This is a genomic window from Kribbella sp. NPDC026611, from assembly GCF_040638345.1.
Classification (GTDB): domain Bacteria; phylum Actinomycetota; class Actinomycetes; order Propionibacteriales; family Kribbellaceae; genus Kribbella.
The window spans coordinates 920,569-938,731 of the sequence record NZ_JBEZYC010000001.1 but is presented as its reverse complement, the minus strand read 5'-3'; the positions used below and the strand labels follow the sequence as shown (position 1 = coordinate 938,731).

The window sequence follows — 18,163 nt, the reverse complement described above, 5'->3', positions numbered from 1 at the left end:
GGTGCGCCGGGAAGTCTGGTCGGCAATTTGCCCTGCTATGCCCACTTCCTGGGGAGGAAACCACCATGCGTCCCTTCATCGCTGCTGCCATCACTGCTGGGCTCGCGCTCACTCTGACCGCCTGCAACGGATCCAAGCCGAGCGCCTCCAACAGCCCGAGCTCCACACCTTCGAGTACGCCGGCCACCACGCCGACTCCGAGCACCCCGCCGAGCAGCAGCACGCCAGTGGTCACGCCTTCGCCCGCGCCCAAGGTGCGGACCAAGGCGGAGCTGACCAAGGCGCTGCTCGCGCTGGCAGACCTCCCGCCCGGCTTGGCCATCGACCCGGACAACAGCGACGACGGCAGCCGGCTGTCCTGGTCGAACTCGCGCTGCAAGACGCTGGTCACACTGTTCAACGCGCAGACCCCACCGGGCGCCAAGGCGAGCGTGACCCGGCTGTTCTCGGGTGGCCAGCAGGGACCGTTCGTCGAGGAAGATCTCGCCGCGATGGCGTCACCGGCCGAGGTGACCAAGCTGCTGGCGACGACCAAGGCCGCGATCCGGGCCTGCCACCAGGTCAAGCTGACAATCCCCGGGGAGGGGACCTCGCCGATGCAGGTGGCCGAGGTGTCGGCGCCGGCTGCCGGTACCACGCCCGTCGCCGTCCGCTTCTCGGCGACCAGTGGGCCGCTCGAGGGCCTGGAGGTCACCTTCGCGGTGACCGGACTCGACGACGTCGTACTCGCGGTCAACGTCGACGACCCGTCCGGCCTCGAGGGCGCCACGACGGCCGCGGCCGAGAAGGCGCAGAAGGTGCTGGGGACCGCCAAGGCCGGCGCCTGAGTCTCAAAACCAGAACAGGGCTTGCGTTGTCGGTGCGGTCGTAGAGACTTCTCTCATGTACGCACCGGCACCGCTCAGGCGGCAACTGAACCGGTCCGGGCTGTTACTGCTCGGACCGGCCTTTGTTGCAGCAGTTGCGTACGTCGATCCGGGCAACTTCGCGACCAACATCGCCGCCGGGGCTACCTACGGTTACCTGCTGTGCTGGGTGGTCGTCGGCGCCAACCTGATGGCGGTCCTGGTGCAGTACCTCGCAGCGAAGGCCAGCATCGCCACCGGACGCACGCTGCCGCAGCTGTGCCGCGACCACTTCAAGCCGTCGACCTCAACCGGTCTCTGGGCCCAGGCCGAGCTCGTAGCGGTGGCAACCGACCTCGCTGAGGTCGTTGGTGGTGCGATCGCGCTGAACCTGCTGTTCGACCTCCCGCTGCTGCTAGGCGGTGTGGTCACCGGTGCGGTGTCGTTCGCACTCCTCATCTACCAGTCAAAGCGCGGGCAGCGGCCGTTCGAAGCAGCGATCATCGGACTGCTCGCGGTCGTACTGCTCGGCTTCGTCGTGTCCACGGTGAAGTCCGACCCGTCCGGGAGCGATGTGGTCGCCGGGCTGGTGCCTCGCCTCGACGGGACGCAGTCGCTGGTCCTCGCCGCCGGCATGCTCGGCGCGACCGTCATGCCGCACGCCATCTGGCTGCACGGCGCCCTGGTGACCGACCGTCATTGGAAGACCATCCGCTCCCAGGACGGCAAGTCGCGGGTACTGCGTGCCACCCGCGTGGACGTCGCCGTCGCCATGGCCCTGGCCGGAGCCGTCAACCTGGCCATGGTCGTGCTGGCTGCCGCAGCGCTGAACGGCACCGGCGCTGACTCGCTGGACGCCGCACACGTTGCCATCGGCGACCGGCTCGGCCAGCTCCCCGCCCTGCTGTTCGCGCTCGCCTTGCTGGCCAGCGGGTTCGCCTCGTCCTCCGTGGGGACGTACGCCGGTTCCGTCATCCTGGAAGGGTTCTGGCACCGCCACGTACCGCTTTCGGTCCGCCGGCTGGTCACGCTCGTACCCGCTCTCGTCGTGCTGGCGATCGGTATCGACCCGAGCCGGGCGCTGGTGGTTTCCCAGGTTGTGCTGAGTTTCGGGATCCCGTGTGCGCTGTGGCCGCTGGTGAGATTGACCTCGTCCCGGCGCGTCATGGGCAGCTTCGTCAACCGTGCTGCGACTACTCTCGCGGCATGTCTGGTCGCCACCGCCGTCACGGCCCTGAACGTCGTACTGATCGTGCTGACCGTGCGGGGATGACGTGACCCGGGTGTTCGCCGTGAGCGACATCCACGGCCACCTGGAGAAGCTGGTCCCCGCACTGCACACGGCTGGACTGACCGATGCTGACGGCAACTGGACCGCCGACGACACCCGCCTGTGGTTCCTCGGCGACTTCTTCGACCGCGGCCCGGACGGCATCGGCGTACTGCGCTACGTCCGCGGCCTGTTCGAGCAGGCGCCGGACGACGCGGTCCGGATGCTGCTCGGCAACCATGAGATCCTCGCGCTCGGGATGCACAAGTTCGGCGACGACTTCGTCCCGCACGACGGCATCAGCCTGCGCAGCTTCGAGCGCTCCTGGGCGCTCAACGGTGGCCAGGACCGCGACCAGGAGCTGCTCACCGACGACGACGTCGCCTGGTTGATCGAGCAACCGGTGCTAGGGGCGGACGCCGGCCACCTGCTGATGCACTCCGACACCACGGAGTACGTCGAGTGGGGTGACACGCTCGACGAGATCAACGCCGCGGCGTACGCGGAGCTGCACACCGACGACATCGAGGTGTGGTGGGAGATCTGGCGCCGGATGACGTCCCGCTACGCGTTCCGCGGCGCGAGCGGCCCCGAGGTCGCGCGCAGCCTGCTGCACCACCTCGGCGGCCGCCGCATCGTCCACGGCCACAGCATCGTGGCCGACCAACTGGGGATCGACCCGCGGTTCCTCACCGGCCCGCACCTGTACGCCGACGACCTGGTCCTCGGCATCGACGGCGGCGCCTTCGACGGCGGCCCCTGCCTGGTGGTCGAGCTCGAGCCGTTGAGCTGACTACTTGTCGGCGGTGAGCGTGCCACCCACCGCCCAGCTCTCCGGTGGGGTCTCCTGGATCCAGACCTGGACGCTCTCGGCCGGTACGCCGAGGCTGTCGACGAAGGCGTCGGTGACGCGCTGGACCAGCTCGCGCTTCAGCTCCGGGGTCCGCGGGCCTTGCAGAACGGTGACGACGGGCATCGGATCTTTCCTTTCGCTCGGTGGCTTGTGCCTCCATTCCAGTCGTGCCGGCCGCTGCGAACGAGACAGAGATCCGATGCGGAGCTATCACTCGAACTGATCGGACGCCTTGGCACAGGCGTCGAGCAGTACGGCGAGGTCGCCGCCGATCGTCGTACCGGCGGGCACGGCCAGGCTGGTCGTCAGGCTGAGCGCCGGCCGGGACCTGCGGTAGACCACGCGGCCCTCGCGAAGCAGGCGGGCGTGGGACTCGTAGATGACGGTCCAGCTCGGTGCACCGGCACCGATCGCGGCATGGGTGTCCTGGAGGCTGCTGGAGCGTGGGCCGAGGACCGGCTCGAAGCCTTCCGCGGCGCAGGCGGACATGACCAGGTCGACCAGGGGTGGGTTGGTGCGGCGATCGGTGATGCGGAGCGGGAGGTCGCGCAGGTCGGTCAGTGCGACCTCCTCGGTGGCTACCGAAGCAGGTAGGGCGATGAGGAGCTGGTCATCCCAGACCGGGACGAACTCGAGGCCGGCGGCTTCGTCGATGCCCCGGACGAAGGCTGCGTCCAGCTGGCCGGCTCTGACTCGGTCCAGGCGGCTGCGGGTGGAGGTGCTGACCAGGTCGACGTGCAGTCCCTTTGACGAAAGCTCCGCGACCACGGTCTCCAGTCGCTCCCCCAGTCCGGTGCTGGTGCCTAGGCGGAGGGTTCGACGGGCCGTGCCGGTGGCTGCGGCGCGGGCCTCGTCTGCGGCGCACAGTACCGCGCGGGCTGCGGGGAGGAAGCGTTGGCCGGCTTCGGTGAGGCGGACGGCTCGGGCCGAGCGGTCGAAGAGGAGGACGTCGAGCTCCCGTTCGAGCCGTGCGATCTGCTGGCTGACGCCGGGCTGGCCGATGCCGAGCTGCTCGGCGGCGCGGCCGAAGTTCAGCGCCTCGGCGACGGCGACGAAGTACTGGATCTGCCGTAGCTCCATCTGATGATCATGGCCGATCCGGGGAATGGGTCCGGGCGGCCCCGGGTTGTTGATCGTTATGGCGGACAAGACTGTGAAGATTCCCGGCCCGGACCACCCGATCACCGTCGGGAAGAACCCGGACCGCGTAGTGGTGAAGCTCGGCGACCAGGTGATCGCGGACACCCGGGACGCGCTGTCGCTGCAGGAGGCGAACTATCCGGCGGTGCAGTACATCCCGCGCAAGGACGTCGACTTCACGCAGCTCGAGCGCACGTCCCACGAGACCTACTGCCCCTACAAGGGCGACGCGTCCTACTACAGCCTCCTCCCCGCCGGGGCGGACGGAGAGAACGCGGTGTGGACCTACGAGCAGCCGTACGACGCGGTCGCGGACATCCGCGAGCACGTCGCGTTCTACCCGGACAAGGTGACGATCGAGATCGTCACCGACTGAGGAAGTCCTTGATGACCGGGGCCAGGAGCTCCGGTGGTACTACGTGGTGCTGGTCCGGGAGGTCGGCGTAGCGGGCCGTGGGCAGGATGCTCACGATCCGGTGCGCGGCGTCGACCATGAACGGTGCTGAGGCCGTCCCGGCCAGCACGAGGGTCTCCGGCTTGACGGTCGCGAGCAGCTCGACCGGGGTGCCACCGCCGTTAGTGCCGTGCGCCATGACGGCGAAGTCGTAGGCCAGGGTCGGTGCCAGCTCAGCCACGCCCGGCAGCGCCGCAGTGGCGAGCGCGTCGGGCTTCGGTAAGCCCGTCATCATCAGGAACAGCTCCACGGCCTCCCGGTTGTGGCCCTGCTCGATCAGCTCGAGCACGCGACCGCCGTCCTCGGAGGAGTCGACGTCGTCCGGTCCGTACGGCGGCTCGTGCAGCACGACCTTGCTGAACGGCAGTCCGGTGCTCGCAGCGATCGCAGCGAGCCCTGCACCGGACGAGTGGCCGTAGACGGCCGCCGTACCGCCCACGGCGTCGAGCAGGGCCGCTATGTCGTCCACCTCGCGCTGCACGGAGTACGGCGTGCCGTTGCCGGAGTCGCCGCGGCCGCGGCGGTCGTAGGTGATCGCGGTGAAGTCCGGCGCGAGCTGCTCGGCCAGTGGCCGCAGTGCGCCGCGGTCGCAGAGGGCGCCGCCGGTGAGGATGACCGGCTGCCCGCTGCCGAGGCGCTCGTACGCGATCGTCGTACCGTCGGCCGAGGTGACCTTCTGCATCTGTGGCTCCTTGTTGTCGATGCTGACGGAGGTACGTCGGAGCCGTCGCGGCCGGTTCGACATATCCGCTGGCCGATGAGCCGGTCGGGGTGATTCACTGCGTCGCGATGATCAGCACAGTCGACACCTACCTCCACACGGTCCCGCTGTCCGGTTCTGTTGCCGAGCAGGTCGGTCCGTTCACGTTGTTCCGCAGTACGACGATCTGGCCGTACTACGCGCGCCCGGTCCCCGGCTCCGGGGTCACGATCACTCCTGACGACGTTGCGCTGGTTCGCGACCGGTGTGCCGAGCTGGAGATCCCCTGCAGCTTCGAGTGGGTCGTGGAGACCTGTCCGTCGCTCGGACCGGCCGCTGCGGCAGCCGGCCTGAGCGTGGTCGAGCACCCGCTGCTGGTGCTCGAGCGGGACGACTTCCGCCCGGTCACTGCCGACGCGCGCTGCGAGATCCTCCCTGCCACCGCCGACGCCGTCCGCCAGGCCCGTGCGGTCGCCAACCTGGGCTTCAGCAGCCCGGGCACAGCCATCGGCGAGGCAGGTCCTGCCGAGCGCGACGCTGCCGCGGCCGAGACCTCGGCGGACATGGTGACCGGCCTGCTCGACCGAGCCCAGCGCGGCGTGACCGTCACCGCGGCCGCCTTCACCGAAGACGGCATGGTCGCCAGCGGCTCCCACCAGCCGGTCGACAAGGCCACCGAGGTGGTGGGCGTTGCCACGCTTCCGACCCACCGCCGCCGCGGCCTGGCCGCTGCCGTCACCTCCACCCTGGTCCAGCACGCCTTCGACCACGGCGTAGACCTGGTCCTCCTCAGCGCCGAGTCAGACGCCGTAGCAGCCGTCTACGAACGCGTCGGCTTCCACCGCATAGGCCACGCCGGCGCCGCAGAATGACCGGTAGCCCGACCCCCGCCTGATAGTCCTGCGCGGCAACTCGGGCTCCGGCAAGACCACGACGGCCCGGGCTCTGCGGGAACGCCTGGGCCGCGGCACGGCCTGGGTCGAGCAGGACCACCTCCGCCGCGTCGTGCTGTGGGAGAAGGACGTCGCCGACGGCGTGAACATCGGCTTGATCGACACCAACGTCCGCTACATCCTCGACCGCGGGTACGACGTAGTGCTGGAGGGGATCCTCAACGCGCAGCGGTACGGCGACACGTTGCGTCGGCTGACTGCCGACCATGCCGGGCTGACCCTGCACTACTACTTCGACATCCCCTTCGAGGAGACCGTCCGGCGGCACGGGACTCGGGACATGCCAGGGGTGTCTGCAGGCATGATGCGGGAGTGGTATCGGGAGCGGGATCTGCTGGTTGGGGTGGAGCAGCAGGTGGTCGGTGTGGGTAGCAGTGTGGGGGAGACGGTTGGGCGGATTGTGGGTGATCTTGGGGTGATGGGCTGTGGGGCCGTACCTTTGGAAGGATGAGCACGAGCGAGCAGAACCGCCCACGCACCCTCGCTGAGGCGTTGCGGACCTGGGACGATGCTGCTCTCGGTGAGCTGCTCCGGCGCCGGCCGGACCTGGGCATGCCGATTCCGTCCGACACGAGTCAGCTGGCAGCGCGGGCGACGAGCAATGCGTCGGCTGCGCGGGCGGTGAACCGGCTGGACGAGTTCGGGGTGGACCTGCTCGAGTCGCTGTCCGCACTGCCCGAGCCGGTCGACCTGGAGGCGCTCGCTCGAGGTGTGGACCAACCGGTAGAGGTCGTGCGGCCACGGGTGGCTCAGTTGCTGGACCTCGCGCTCGTGTGGGGCGACGAGGACGACCTGCGCCCGATCCGCGCCGTCCACGAGCTGCTCGGTCCGACCCCGGCCGGGCTCGGTCCGGTGACCACCCGGCACTTCGGCGATCTGGACAAGCTGATCGACGAGGCCGGCCCGGATGCGCGCGCTGTGCTCGAGAAACTGACCTGGGGTCCGCCGACCGGCTCGGTGGAGAAGGCCGAGCGACCGGTGACGATCGCGTCCGCGCGGACGCCGGTGGAACGGTTGCTCGCGCGCGGTCTCGTCGTACCGAAGGATCCGAACACCGTCGTGCTGCCGCGGCAGATCGGTCTGCACCTGCGTGGCGGGCGCGTGCTGGCGTCGACTCGGCCGGTGCCTCCTCCGTTGGACGGCAAGAAGGTGTCGATCGCGGACCGCGCCGCCGCCGGCGCTGCGATCGACCTGCTGGGGCTGGTGGATCGCGGGCTCGAGCAGCTCGGCACCGAGCCTCCACCCGTGCTGCGCACCGGTGGTTTGGGCGTGCGTGAGCTGCGCAGCCTCGCCGGGAAGATCGGGGCCGAAGAGCAGACCGCTGCTGCGGTGCTGGAGCTCGCGTACGCGGCCGGCCTGGTTGCGACGGTCGAGGTCGGGACCAGCGAGGTCTGGTCGCCGACGTCGACGTACGACGACTGGCTCGAGCTGGACCTGGCGCACCGGTGGGCGCAGCTCGTCATCGCGTGGTTCTCCGGACTGCGCGCGATCGGTCTGATCGGTCGCCGCGACAGCGGCGGCGGTACTGCGGCTGCTCGCGAGCGGCTGATCAACGCGCTGGCCCCGGATCTGGAGCGTTTGCTCGCACCAGAGATTCGCACGCTGACGTTGCGGGCGCTGGACGAGGCTGGCGCCGGGACTGCGCCGGCAGCGCAAGCCGTGGTGACCTGGGTGGCGTGGCACCGGCCGCGGCGCGGTGGCCAGTTCCGCGACGACCTAGTCGAGTGGACGCTCACTGAGGCGGCCCTGCTCGGGCTGACTGGCCTTGGGGCGTTGGCGACGCACGCACACCCCTTGCTGAGCGCAGAGCCGGCGGCCGACGACCTGGCCGAGGCGATCGGTCCACTGATGCCGGAGCCCGTGTCTGAGGTACTGCTGCAGGCCGACCTGACTGCGGTCGCTCCTGGTCCGTTGGTGCGGGCAGTGCAGGACGAGCTGTCAGCGATGGCCAACGTCGAGTCACACGGTGGCGCTGCGGTCTACCGGTTCAGCGAGAGCTCGGTGCGACGCGCTTTCGACCTCGGACGGACCGCCTCGCAGCTGCACGCGTGGCTGGCCGAGCACTCGCGTACTCCGGTGCCGCAGCCGCTGACGTACCTGATCGACGACGTTGCCCGACGCCACGGAGTACTGCGGCTCGGTACGGCGTCGACGTACCTGCGCTGTGACGACGAGACCGTGCTGACGGAGCTCCTCAGCTCTAACCTGCCCGGTGTGCGGTTCCAGCGGTTGGCGCCGACGGTCGTGGTGTCGCCGTCGCCACCGGACATCGTGCTGAGCCGGTTGCGTGATGCCGGCCTGGCACCGCTGGCGGAGACCTTCGAGGGTGCCCTGCACGTGACTGGTTCGGCGCGACGTAGCAAGGCAACCCGACGCCGTACTAGCCGGGACTTCTCCGAGAGCGCGTTCGACCTGACGGACGACCAGGTGAAGGCGGTCATCGAACGGGTCCGCGCCGGCGACCGAGTAGCCGCCGACCGCCCCGACGACGAGCCCCTGACCACCCCGTCCGAAACCATCGCGGTCCTCACCAACGCGGCCGAGTCGCACTCCCGCACGTGGATCTCCTACGTGGACCACAACGGCACGGCGTACGAACGCTTCGTCGAACCGGTCCGGGTCGCCGACGGCTGGCTCACCGCCTACGACGAGGCCACCGACCAACCCCGCACCTACGCCCTGCACCGCATCTCCGCAGCCCGCCCCGTCGAGTAGCCGGCTAGGGCCGCCCCGGGGCACGCTTGGTGTTTGGCGGGAGCAGGCACAATGGAGGGTCGGGGCGAGGATTGGAGTGCGGGTGACGGACGGGCCGTTGATCGTTCAGTCGGACAAGACTTTGTTGTTGGAGACCGCGCATGCGGATGCGGGTGACTGCCGGAAGGCGATCGCACCGTTCGCGGAGCTGGAGCGGGCGCCGGAGCATGTGCACACCTACCGGCTGACGCCGCTGGGGTTGTGGAACGCCCGGGCCGCGGGGCACGACGCCGAGCAGGTGATCGACGTGCTGCTGCGCTACAGCCGCTACCCGGTCCCGCACTCGTTGCTGGTGGACATCGCGGAGACGCTGGACCGCTACGGGCGGCTGCGGCTGGAGAAGCACCCGCAGCACGGTCTAGTGCTGGTCACGACCGACCGGCCGGTGCTGGAGGAGGTGCTGCGCAGCAACAAGGTCAAACCGATGCTGGGTGAGCGGCTCGACGACGACACGGTCGTGGTGCACCCGTCCGAGCGCGGCCACCTCAAGCAGACGCTGCTGAAGCTCGGCTGGCCCGCTGAGGACCTGGCTGGGTACGTCGACGGCGAGGCGCACAAGATCGAGCTGAACCATGACGGCTGGGACCTGCGCCCGTACCAGCAGCAGGCGGCCGAGTCGTTCTGGCACGGCGGCTCCGGTGTCGTCGTACTGCCCTGTGGTGCCGGCAAGACGATTGTTGGCGCGGCGGCGATGGCGGAGGCGTCCGCGACGACGCTGATCCTCGTCACGAACACCGTGTCCGCGCGGCAGTGGAAGGACGAGCTGCTCAAGCGGACCACCCTGACCGAGGACGAGATCGGCGAGTACTCCGGTGCGCGCAAGGAGATCCGGCCGGTGACGATCGCGACGTACCAGGTGATGACAACGCGCCGGAAGGGTGTCTACACGCACCTGGAGCTGTTCGACGCCCGCGACTGGGGCCTGATCGTGTACGACGAGGTACACCTGCTGCCCGCGCCGATCTTCCGGATGACCGCGGACCTGCAGACCCGTCGGCGGCTCGGTCTGACCGCGACGCTGGTCCGCGAGGACGGGCGCGAGGGCGACGTGTTCTCGCTGATCGGTCCGAAGCGGTACGACGCACCGTGGAAGGACATCGAGTCGCAGGGCTGGATCGCGCCCGCCGACTGCATCGAGGTGCGGGTGGACCTGGAGCAGACCGAGCGGTTCGTGTACGCGACCGCCGAGCCCGAGGACCGCTATCGGCTGGCCGCGTCCACGCCGGCGAAGTCCCGGCTGGTACGGCGGATCGCCGAGCACCACGCGGGTGAGCCGTTGCTCGTCATCGGCCAGTACATCGACCAGCTGGACGAGCTGGGCGAGCGCCTCGAGTGCCCGGTGATCAAGGGCGAGACCACGGTCCGCGAACGGCAGCGACTGTTCAGTGCGTTCCGCGAGGGCGAGATCGACCGCCTGGTCGTCAGCAAGGTCGCCAACTTCTCCATCGACCTTCCGGAGGCGTCGGTCGCCATCCAGGTCTCCGGCACGTTCGGCTCCCGCCAGGAAGAAGCCCAGCGCCTGGGCCGCGTCCTCCGCCCGAAGAACGACGGCCGCACCGCCCGCTTCTACTCCATCGTCGCCCGCGACACAGTAGACGCCGAATTCGCCGCCCACCGCCAACGCTTCCTCGCCGAACAGGGCTACGCGTACACGATTGTGGACGCCGAAAACCTCTTCGCCTAAAGAAGAAAAGAAGCAGAGGGGTGATCACCAGCGTACGAGCCGGTGATCACCTCCGACCGTCAGCGCTGCACCTCGCCGCCATCGCGGCGACCCTGGTGGCGCGCGTCGTGGCGCTCACCTCGGCCTTCGTCCGCCAAGGCACGGTTACCAGTGTTCTTGCCGTCATCGACCTTCTGCTGTGCCGCCTTGGCTGCGGCGTCGGTCTGGTCACGGTGCAGCCGGGCTGCGTGGTGCGCCTGCTCGTCGTTGTCCGCCATGTCTGGCTGCCGTCCTCTCGTTCGTTCTCCCGTCGTTCCACGGTAGGACGCACGAGGTTGACCGGCCGTTGCCTGCCACAACCTTTTGGTCTGGGTCGAAAGGTGTCAGCTGTCGAGGCGGGTGTGGATGCCTTGGAAGTGGGACTTCATGGAGTGGGCGAAGGCGGCGGGGTCGCCGGATTCGAGGGCTTGCAGGAGGTCTCGGTGCCAGGTGGCGGCGTCGGTGGGGGTGTAGCGGGCGCCGGGGAGGCGGGCGTCGACCTGGGCGAAGGTTCGCCAGAAGACGGACAGTAGGTCGATCACCAGGGCGTTGCCCAACGGCTCGTAGAGCGCCTGGTGGAACGCCCAGTCCTCTTCGGGGAAGTAGTTGCCTTCGGCAGCCTTCGCTTCCATCCGTTGGACGATGGGTTCGAGCGTGTCGTAGCCGTGCTGCTCGAAGTGGCGGACGACCTCGTCGGCCAGGCCGACCTCGATGGCCTGGCGGACCTCCAGGACGTTCTGGACGTCGCGGAGATCGCCGGCCATCGACTGGGACATGCGGAAGGCGAGGCCGTCCTCCAGCGACTGCAGCGAGACCTCGCCGACGTACGTGCCGTACCCGTGCCGGATCTCGATGATCCCAACGGCCTGCAGCGCCTTCATCGCCTCCCGCAGCGGGTGCCGGCCGACTCCCAGCTGCGCCATCAACTCCTGCTCGTTGGGCAGCGGGTCACCCGCCTTCAGCCCGCGCTCGAGGATGTACGACTTCATCGCGTCCCGGATGAAGGTCTGATTCCCCGCCGCACCGCGTGCCCGGCCGAGCCCACCCGTTGTCACGCCGGCCCCTCCCCTTTGACGATGGATCGCTCAGTGTAATCCGGCGCGGTCCAGGTATGGCCGGACGCCGTCGATCTCCGCCTCGCTCAACGGGATACAGGGGTACGCCGTCAGCGGGCAGTCGATCACGCCCAGCAGGTAGAGCCCGGCCTTGAACGCACCGAGCGCCGCCGAGCTCGCACCCATCCGCGACCGGTCCGCGACGTCGATGATCTCGAACAACCTGAACAGCCGGTCCTGCTCGGATCGCGCGGTCGCCGCGTCGCCCGAGGCGGCCGCGTGGAACAACCGCACATAACCGGCCGGGTCGACGTTGCCGAGACCTGGTACGACGCCGTCGACGCCGAAGGCCAGCGCTGAGTCGACCGTGACCTCGGAGCCGGTCATGATCGCGAAATCCAAGCCGGCCTCACGGCGCGACAGCACCAACTCCCGCAACGACGTTTCCTGGCCGGACGAGTCTTTTACTCCAGCGATCACGCCCTGCTCACCCAGAGCTGTGAGGAGAGATGCGGGCAGTTTGGTGCCTACACGCGACGGGATGTCGTAGGCGTAGAGGGGCGTGTCGCCGGCTAGCTCCGACAGGCGGGTGAAGTGGCGTTCGATCTCGGTGGAGTGCGTGGCTGCGTAGAAAGGTGCGGTGGCGACTAAGCCGTCCACGCCGGCCTTCAGTGCTGCAGAAACATGCGGAGCGACCCGGTTGGTGGATGTGTCGATGACGCCGGCCAGCACAGGCACCTGGCCGGCCACCTCTGCCACAGTCGTCTCCAGCACCAGCTGGCGTTGTTCGTCGGTCAGGAAGGTGCCTTCGCCGGAGGTGCCGAGCACGAACACCCCGTCCACACCCCCGGTCAGTTGGTACTCGATCAACCTGGCCAGCGAGGCAGTGTCGATGTCGTACGAAGGGGTGAGCGGCGTGACCAGCGGCGGTACGACGCCGGTCAGCTGGGCGGATGCGGTCAAGGGTTCTCCCAACCTCAAAGGGCGAATGTGGCAAAGCGCAAAGTCGCGAACGACGAGGTCGCACCGGCCTCGTAGAAGATGCCGACCGTCCCGTCATCCATCAGGACCAGGTCCGAGTAACCCGCCATCCCTTCGTGGACGACGAGAGCCGGCTTCCACGTAGCACCGGCGTCGGGGCTCACGAAGACGGTCAGCTCGCGCCGCACCGAAGGATCCACCGGCGTCGACAGCAGCAACCGCCCGTCCGGCAGGCACAGCACGCTCCCCTGGATCCCCGGTGCGGTGACCTCCGGGATCCCGGCGTACGGCGCGTCGAGCGTCAGCCCACCGTTCGACGACCACGCGTGCACGCGCGCCGGACCGGTCCCCTGGTGGTTGCGAGCGTTGAAGTACAACCGCCCGTCCGGCAGCTCGGCCACGGCCGTCTCGTTGGCGTTGATCTCACCACCGTCGTTCCGGTCGACGAAGCCCACGGACCAGCTCACGCCACCGTCGTCGCTGTAGATGCAGTGCCCGCCGTTGAGCCGCACCAGGTCCTCAACAGGCTCGACAGGCACAGACGAGTGGTTCGCAGGTACGACGATCCGTCCGGACCGCAGCGCGATCCCGTGACCAGGACCGGTCGCATACCAGCCCCACTCCCCCGGCTTCACCTTCGCCGTGATCTCCACGGTCGGCGACCAAGTCGCGCCGTCGTCGGACGATCGCTGCACGAACACTCGCCGTCCGTCGACTGGATCGGTACCGCGAGCCAACGACAACTCGTCCGCGTCAGCGCCGTTCTCCACCGAGACCAGCACGATGTCGCCGCTGACCGGGTCGATCACCGGCGACGGATTGCCGCACGTCTTCCCGGCGACCGCGGACACCACCTGCAGCGGCAGCCACGAAGCGCCGCCGTCCAGCGAGCGCCGCAGCACGACCTCGATCTCCCCCGCGTCGCCGGCGCCGTGCAGCCGTCCCTCGCAGAACGCCAGGACCAGCTGTCCCCGGCTCACGACCGCCGGAATGCGGAACGTGTGATAGCCGCCGCCACCGGATTCGAAGACGCCGACCCTTGATGACATAGGACGTACTATGTCATGGTGTGGGCCTCCGACGGAAGTGAGGCCTCATGCCAGTCAGCAGAAGATCATTCCTCGGCGGTGGCCTGGCCGCCGCCGCTGTCGCGGTCACGGGTACGCCGCTGCTGGCGGGGTGCGCGTCGGACAAGAAGAACACCGCCGCGGCGAACGCGGCGGTCAAGCTGCCGACGTACACGAAGTACGGCGAGATCACGCCGGACCTGCCCGGCACCGACGTCGTGCTGGACGGCTTCCTGAAGTACCCGGCGAACCCGGTGCGGGCGATCGCCGAGGCCCCCGGCGACGGCAAGCCGATCACGTTCCTGACCAACATCCCCGGCGCGATCCCACCGGGCGTGGACCGGAACCAGTTCTGGCAGCAGCTGAACCAGCGCCTCGGCTCCGAACTGCAGATCAGCATGGCGTCGAACGACGAGTACAAGGACAAGTTCGCGACCCGGATCGCCGGCGGCGACCTGCCGGACCTCCTGAACATCCCGACCGACACCCCGCAGATCCCCGGCCTGGTGAAGGCCAAGTGCCTGGATCTGACCGAGCACCTGGCCGGCGACGCGGTCAAGAAGTACCCGTTCCTGGCCAACATCCCGGCGGAGTACTGGAAGGGCTGTGTCTTCAACGGCGCGATCTACGGCGTCCCCGTCCCGCGCGGCATGTCGCGTACCTCGCTCGCGCTCTACCGGGAGGACCTGCTCGCCGCGAAGGGCATCAAGAACCCGGCGCCGAAGAACTTCCAGGAGTTCTTCGACCTGGCCAAGGAGCTGACCGCGGCCAAGCAGAACAAGTGGGCGTGGACCCGGGTGCCGATGTCGACGATCCGGATGATGCTGGCCATCCCCAATGTCTGGAAGGAGGAGGGCGGCAAGTTCACCTCGATGTACGAGCACGAGGCACAGCTCGACGCACTCGAGGCCGGACGCAAGATGGTCGCCGCCGGCGTGGTCAACCCGGACGCGTTCAACGACAAGGCCAGCGCGCGCAAGCAGTGGTTCAACGGCGGCATCGCGGCGTTCGACTACGACAGCTTCGTCGCCTGGAACCAGTACTACTCCGACAACACCGCCGGCGACGCGTTCGCGGTCAACATGCTCGACGTACCCGGCTTCGACGGCGGCGAAGGCAGGCCGTGGATGGGCTCGGCGCTGAACAACGTCACGGCGTTCAGCAAGAACAGCCAGCATTCGGCCGAGACGCTGCTGAAGGTCGCCAACTGGATGGCAGCGCCGTTCGGCACCGACGAGTACTTGTTCCGCAAGTACGGCGTGGCCGGCCGGCACTACACCTTGAAGGGCACCGACCCGGTGCCGACCAAGGTCGGTGTCGCGGAGACCGGCATCGGGCTGCAGTACATCAGCGACTCGCCGCTGGCGCTGTACTGGGCCGGCAAGCCGGACGTACCCACCAAGCAGCACGCGATCCAGGAGAAGGTGGCGAAGCGGCTCGTGTACGACGCGTCGTACGGGCTGTACTCCGACACGCTGTCCAAGAAGCAGACCCAGCTGAAGAAGTCGATGGACGACCTGGAGAACCAGATCGTGCAGGGCAAGAAGCCGGTGTCGGACTGGACCGCCGCGGTGCAGACGTGGAAGTCCTCCGGCGGCGACAAGATGCGGTCGGAGCTCGAGCAGGCCCTCGCCGACACGGCAGGGAAGTAGATGTTGCAGAGAACCGCCAGGCGACGCCCGCAGCTGAGCCTCGGGCAACGGTTGCTGCGGGACCGTGTGCTACTGCTGTTCGCGCTGCCCGGTACCGCGTTGATCGTTGGCTTCCACTACGTGCCGCTGCTCGGCAACGTGATCGCGTTCAAGGACTACCAGCCGTTCCTCGGCATCGCCGGCAGCGACTGGTCCGGCTGGGAGAACTTCAGCGTCATCTTCACCGGCGACCCCGCGTTCCTGCGGGCGCTGAAGAACACGCTGATCCTGACCAGCCTGCAGTCGGTGTTCGTGTTCCCGGCGCCGATCCTGCTCGCGCTGCTGCTGAACTCGCTGTTCTCCGAGCGAATCAAACGGATCGCGCAGAGCATCCTCTACCTGCCGCACTTCATGTCGTGGGTGATCGTGGTCGCGCTGTTCCAGCAGATGCTGGGCGGCAGCGGCCTGCTGAACAACTACCTGCGCTCGCACGACCTGGCGACGATCAGCATCATCGGGAACTCCGAGCTGTTCCACGTGCTGCTGACGTCGCAGATCATCTGGAAGGACACCGGCTGGGCGACGATCCTGTTCCTGGCCGCGCTGTCTCAGATCGACGCGCAGCTCTACGAGGCCGCGAGCGTCGACGGCGCGACCCGGATGCGGCAGCTCTGGCACGTCACGCTGCCCGGGCTGCGCGGGATCATCATCCTGCTGTTCATCCTGCGGCTCGGTGACTCGCTGACCGTCGGGTTCGAGCAGATCATCCTGCAGCAACAGGCGGTCGGCCGGGACGTCAGCGAAGTACTCGACACGTACGTCTACAACAACGGTGTGCTCGGCGGCGCCTGGGGCGTTGCCGCGGCCGTGGGCCTGGTCAAGGGCCTCGTCGGCGTTGCCCTCGTGCTGACCGCGAACAAGGTCGCGCACATCTTCGGAGAGCAGGGGGTGTACCAGCGATGAGCCGGAAGATCATCCAGGGCGTGCCGATGCCGTCCTGGCCGATGCGGGCCTTCAAGGGCCTGGTGCTGCTCGTCTTCAGCGCGGTCGTGATCGTCCCGTTCGTCGGGGTGATCTCGACCAGCGTGGCGCCGAACCAGCAGATCAACGAGTCCGGCGGGCTGGTGCTGTTCCCGAAGTCGGTCAACTTCGCGGCGTACGAGTCGCTGTTCGCCGGTGGCGTGGTGACGCAGGCGCTGTTCGTCAGCATCTTCGTGACGGTCGTCGGGACGCTGCTCAGCCTGTTCGTGTCGTGCCTGCTCGCGTACGCGTTGTCGCGACCCGGGTTCGCGGCCGGGCGTCCGATCCTGCTGGTGGTGCTGTTCAGCATGCTGTTCTCGCCCGGCATCATCCCGACGTACCTCACGGTCAAGGGGGTCGGGCTGCTGGACAGCATCTGGGCGCTGATCGTGCCGACGATGGTCAGCGCGTTCAACGTCGTGGTCCTCCGGGCGTTCTTCATGAACCTGCCGGACGAGCTCACCGAGAGCGCGCGGATCGACGGCGCGAGTGAGTTCCGGACGTTCACGCAGATCGTGCTGCCGCTGTCCAAGGCGGTGCTCTCGGTGATCGGCCTGTTCTACGCGGTCGCGTACTGGAACGCGTTCTTCTCCGCGCTGCTCTACCTCAACGACTCCAAACTCTGGCCGCTGCAGCTGGTACTGCGGACCTACGTGATCAACGACACCCAGCTCGGCAGCGCGGAGCTCGGCACCGAACTGCTCCCGCCGCAGGCGTCGATCCAGATGGCGATCCTGGTCGTCTCGATCGTGCCGATCCTGCTCGTCTACCCGTTCCTGCAGCGGCACTTCGCGAAGGGCGTGCTCACCGGCGCTGTGAAGGGCTGATCGCGGCGGCGTTCCAGGTCCGTCTCAAAGGTCACCTCGGGGGTTGCCCAGGGCAACGCCAGGGTTGCGCCTGGGCAAACCCTGTGCGAACGCCAGGTACCTTCGAAGACATGGGGACTCAGGCGCTGGAGCGGGTGGGGCTGGGCGGGGAGACAGAGCAGCAGCGAAGGACACAGACCTTCTGGAGGGTGGTACGGGAAGCAGTCCTGTTGGCCACCCTCTTCCTGGTCTACAGCCTGGGCCGGCAGATCGCCGCCCGGCACACCGGGTCGGCGTTCGGGCACGCGCACCAGGTGCTCTCGTTCCAGAACTGGTTGCACCTGCCGAACGAGGCATCGATCCAGCACTGGGTGCTGCGGTTCCCGGCCATGATCAAGGGCGCCAACCTGTACTACGCGAGTGTGCACGCACCGCTGACCGGTGCCGTCCTGCTCTGGCTGAGCATCTGGCGGCCGCAGGCATACGCACACGTGCGGTGGACGATGGTGTCGCTCACCGGGCTGGCCCTGGCTGGTCACATCGCGTTCCCGCTGGCACCGCCGCGGATGATGCCCGGCTTCGTCGACACCGGGCTGCGCTTCGGTCAGTCCGTGTACGGTCCGGACCACTCCGGCGGTCCGGTGAACCAGTTCGCCGCCATGCCGAGCTTGCATGTCGGTTGGGCCGCCCTGATCGCGCTGTCGATGATCCTCATCACCCGCTCGCGCTGGCGCTGGCTGTGGCTGCTGCACCCGATCATCACGTTCACGGTGGTCGTGGTAACCGCGAACCACTACTGGCTCGACGGACTGGTCGCGCTGGCCCTGCTCGGCATCAGCCTGCCGTTCCTCCTCCGACCAGGCCTGCACGCCGACCGACCACGCCCCCGTAATTCGGTACCGCTGAACAGGGTGCTCAAGTAACGTAGCTAG

The 18,163-nt window shown here is 68.3% G+C and carries 19 protein-coding genes; 12 read left to right on the top strand and 7 right to left on the bottom strand.

What is annotated here, in order from left to right; translation table 11 throughout:
• The first annotated feature begins 65 nt into the window (after positions 1-65).
• Genes AB0E69_RS04710 through AB0E69_RS04700 form a run of 3 tightly spaced genes read left to right on the top strand, consistent with a single transcriptional unit; the run spans position 66 to position 2,908 of the window.
• Entirely contained in the window at positions 66-827 is a 762-nt protein-coding gene (locus AB0E69_RS04710) for a hypothetical protein (RefSeq protein WP_360139503.1), read from the top strand.
• A 55-nt stretch (positions 828-882) separates the two neighbouring features.
• Positions 883-2,118, top strand: a complete 1,236-nt coding sequence (locus AB0E69_RS04705; protein WP_360139500.1) for an Nramp family divalent metal transporter — start codon at positions 883-885, stop codon at positions 2,116-2,118.
• A gap of 19 nt (positions 2,119-2,137) precedes the next feature.
• The gene (locus tag AB0E69_RS04700; RefSeq protein WP_360139497.1) at positions 2,138-2,908 is read left to right on the top strand and encodes a metallophosphoesterase; all 771 of its coding nucleotides are present in this window, start codon (positions 2,138-2,140) and stop codon (positions 2,906-2,908) included.
• Here AB0E69_RS04700 and dmpI read toward each other — a convergent pair whose 3' ends face one another.
• Positions 2,909-3,133, bottom strand: a complete 225-nt coding sequence (dmpI, locus tag AB0E69_RS04695; protein WP_360140402.1) for a 4-oxalocrotonate tautomerase DmpI — start codon at positions 3,131-3,133, stop codon at positions 2,909-2,911.
• A gap of 45 nt (positions 3,134-3,178) precedes the next feature.
• On the bottom strand, positions 3,179-4,048 hold the full coding sequence (locus AB0E69_RS04690) for a LysR family transcriptional regulator (RefSeq protein ID WP_360139494.1): 870 nt from the start codon (positions 4,046-4,048) through the stop codon (positions 3,179-3,181).
• A 58-nt stretch (positions 4,049-4,106) separates the two neighbouring features.
• On the opposite strand from AB0E69_RS04690, the gene AB0E69_RS04685 reads away from it, so the two are divergent.
• Entirely contained in the window at positions 4,107-4,484 is a 378-nt protein-coding gene (locus tag AB0E69_RS04685; RefSeq protein WP_360139491.1) for a DUF427 domain-containing protein, read from the top strand.
• On the opposite strand, the gene AB0E69_RS04680 is transcribed toward AB0E69_RS04685, so the two are convergent.
• The gene (locus AB0E69_RS04680) at positions 4,474-5,244 is read right to left on the bottom strand and encodes an alpha/beta hydrolase (protein WP_360139488.1); all 771 of its coding nucleotides are present in this window, start codon (positions 5,242-5,244) and stop codon (positions 4,474-4,476) included. The two genes, AB0E69_RS04685 and AB0E69_RS04680, sit on opposite strands and share 11 nt — an antisense overlap.
• Before the next feature lie 107 nt (positions 5,245-5,351).
• On the opposite strand from AB0E69_RS04680, the gene AB0E69_RS04675 reads away from it, so the two are divergent.
• From AB0E69_RS04675 to AB0E69_RS04660, 4 genes are all read left to right on the top strand, one after another.
• Entirely contained in the window at positions 5,352-6,134 is a 783-nt protein-coding gene (locus AB0E69_RS04675; RefSeq protein WP_360139485.1) for a GNAT family N-acetyltransferase, read from the top strand.
• 19 nt (positions 6,135-6,153) lie between these two features.
• Complete coding sequence (locus AB0E69_RS04670; protein ID WP_360140399.1) at positions 6,154-6,666, top strand: AAA family ATPase; 513 nt, start codon at positions 6,154-6,156, stop codon at positions 6,664-6,666.
• Positions 6,663-8,930: a helicase-associated domain-containing protein gene (locus AB0E69_RS04665; protein ID WP_360139482.1), complete on the top strand. Its 2,268-nt coding sequence runs from the start codon at positions 6,663-6,665 to the stop codon at positions 8,928-8,930. The genes AB0E69_RS04670 and AB0E69_RS04665 overlap by 4 nt, the downstream gene beginning before the upstream one ends.
• An 82-nt stretch (positions 8,931-9,012) precedes the next feature.
• A complete protein-coding gene (locus AB0E69_RS04660) occupies positions 9,013-10,653 on the top strand; it encodes a DNA repair helicase XPB (protein WP_360139479.1) in 1,641 nt (546 codons plus the stop codon).
• Between the two features lie 59 nt (positions 10,654-10,712).
• Here AB0E69_RS04660 and AB0E69_RS04655 read toward each other — a convergent pair whose 3' ends face one another.
• From AB0E69_RS04655 to AB0E69_RS04640, 4 genes are all read right to left on the bottom strand, one after another.
• Positions 10,713-10,910 carry a hypothetical protein gene (locus AB0E69_RS04655; protein WP_360139476.1) on the bottom strand — a complete coding sequence of 66 codons (198 nt, stop codon included), beginning with the start codon at positions 10,908-10,910 and terminating at the stop codon, positions 10,713-10,715.
• Positions 10,911-11,015: 105 nt separating this feature from the next.
• The gene (locus AB0E69_RS04650; RefSeq protein WP_360139473.1) at positions 11,016-11,726 is read right to left on the bottom strand and encodes an FCD domain-containing protein; all 711 of its coding nucleotides are present in this window, start codon (positions 11,724-11,726) and stop codon (positions 11,016-11,018) included.
• A 30-nt stretch (positions 11,727-11,756) separates the two neighbouring features.
• Positions 11,757-12,689: a dihydrodipicolinate synthase family protein gene (locus tag AB0E69_RS04645; RefSeq protein ID WP_360139470.1), complete on the bottom strand. Its 933-nt coding sequence runs from the start codon at positions 12,687-12,689 to the stop codon at positions 11,757-11,759.
• Positions 12,690-12,703: 14 nt separating this feature from the next.
• Positions 12,704-13,756: a sialidase family protein gene (locus tag AB0E69_RS04640; protein WP_360139467.1), complete on the bottom strand. Its 1,053-nt coding sequence runs from the start codon at positions 13,754-13,756 to the stop codon at positions 12,704-12,706.
• 47 nt (positions 13,757-13,803) lie between these two features.
• Here AB0E69_RS04640 and AB0E69_RS04635 point away from each other — a divergent pair, with 47 nt between their 5' ends.
• The 4 genes from AB0E69_RS04635 to AB0E69_RS04620 all read left to right on the top strand — a co-directional run bounded on the left by AB0E69_RS04635 (position 13,804) and on the right by AB0E69_RS04620 (position 18,154).
• A complete protein-coding gene (locus tag AB0E69_RS04635; RefSeq protein WP_360139464.1) occupies positions 13,804-15,426 on the top strand; it encodes an extracellular solute-binding protein in 1,623 nt (540 codons plus the stop codon).
• Positions 15,427-16,368: an ABC transporter permease subunit gene (locus tag AB0E69_RS04630; RefSeq protein ID WP_360139461.1), complete on the top strand. Its 942-nt coding sequence runs from the start codon at positions 15,427-15,429 to the stop codon at positions 16,366-16,368.
• Positions 16,365-17,252: a carbohydrate ABC transporter permease gene (locus AB0E69_RS04625; RefSeq protein WP_360139458.1), complete on the top strand. Its 888-nt coding sequence runs from the start codon at positions 16,365-16,367 to the stop codon at positions 17,250-17,252. Before AB0E69_RS04630 ends, AB0E69_RS04625 begins: the two co-directional genes overlap by 4 nt.
• Positions 17,253-17,362: 110 nt before the next feature.
• Positions 17,363-18,154, top strand: a complete 792-nt coding sequence (locus AB0E69_RS04620; RefSeq protein WP_360139455.1) for a phosphatase PAP2 family protein — start codon at positions 17,363-17,365, stop codon at positions 18,152-18,154.
• Positions 18,155-18,163 lie beyond the last annotated feature (9 nt).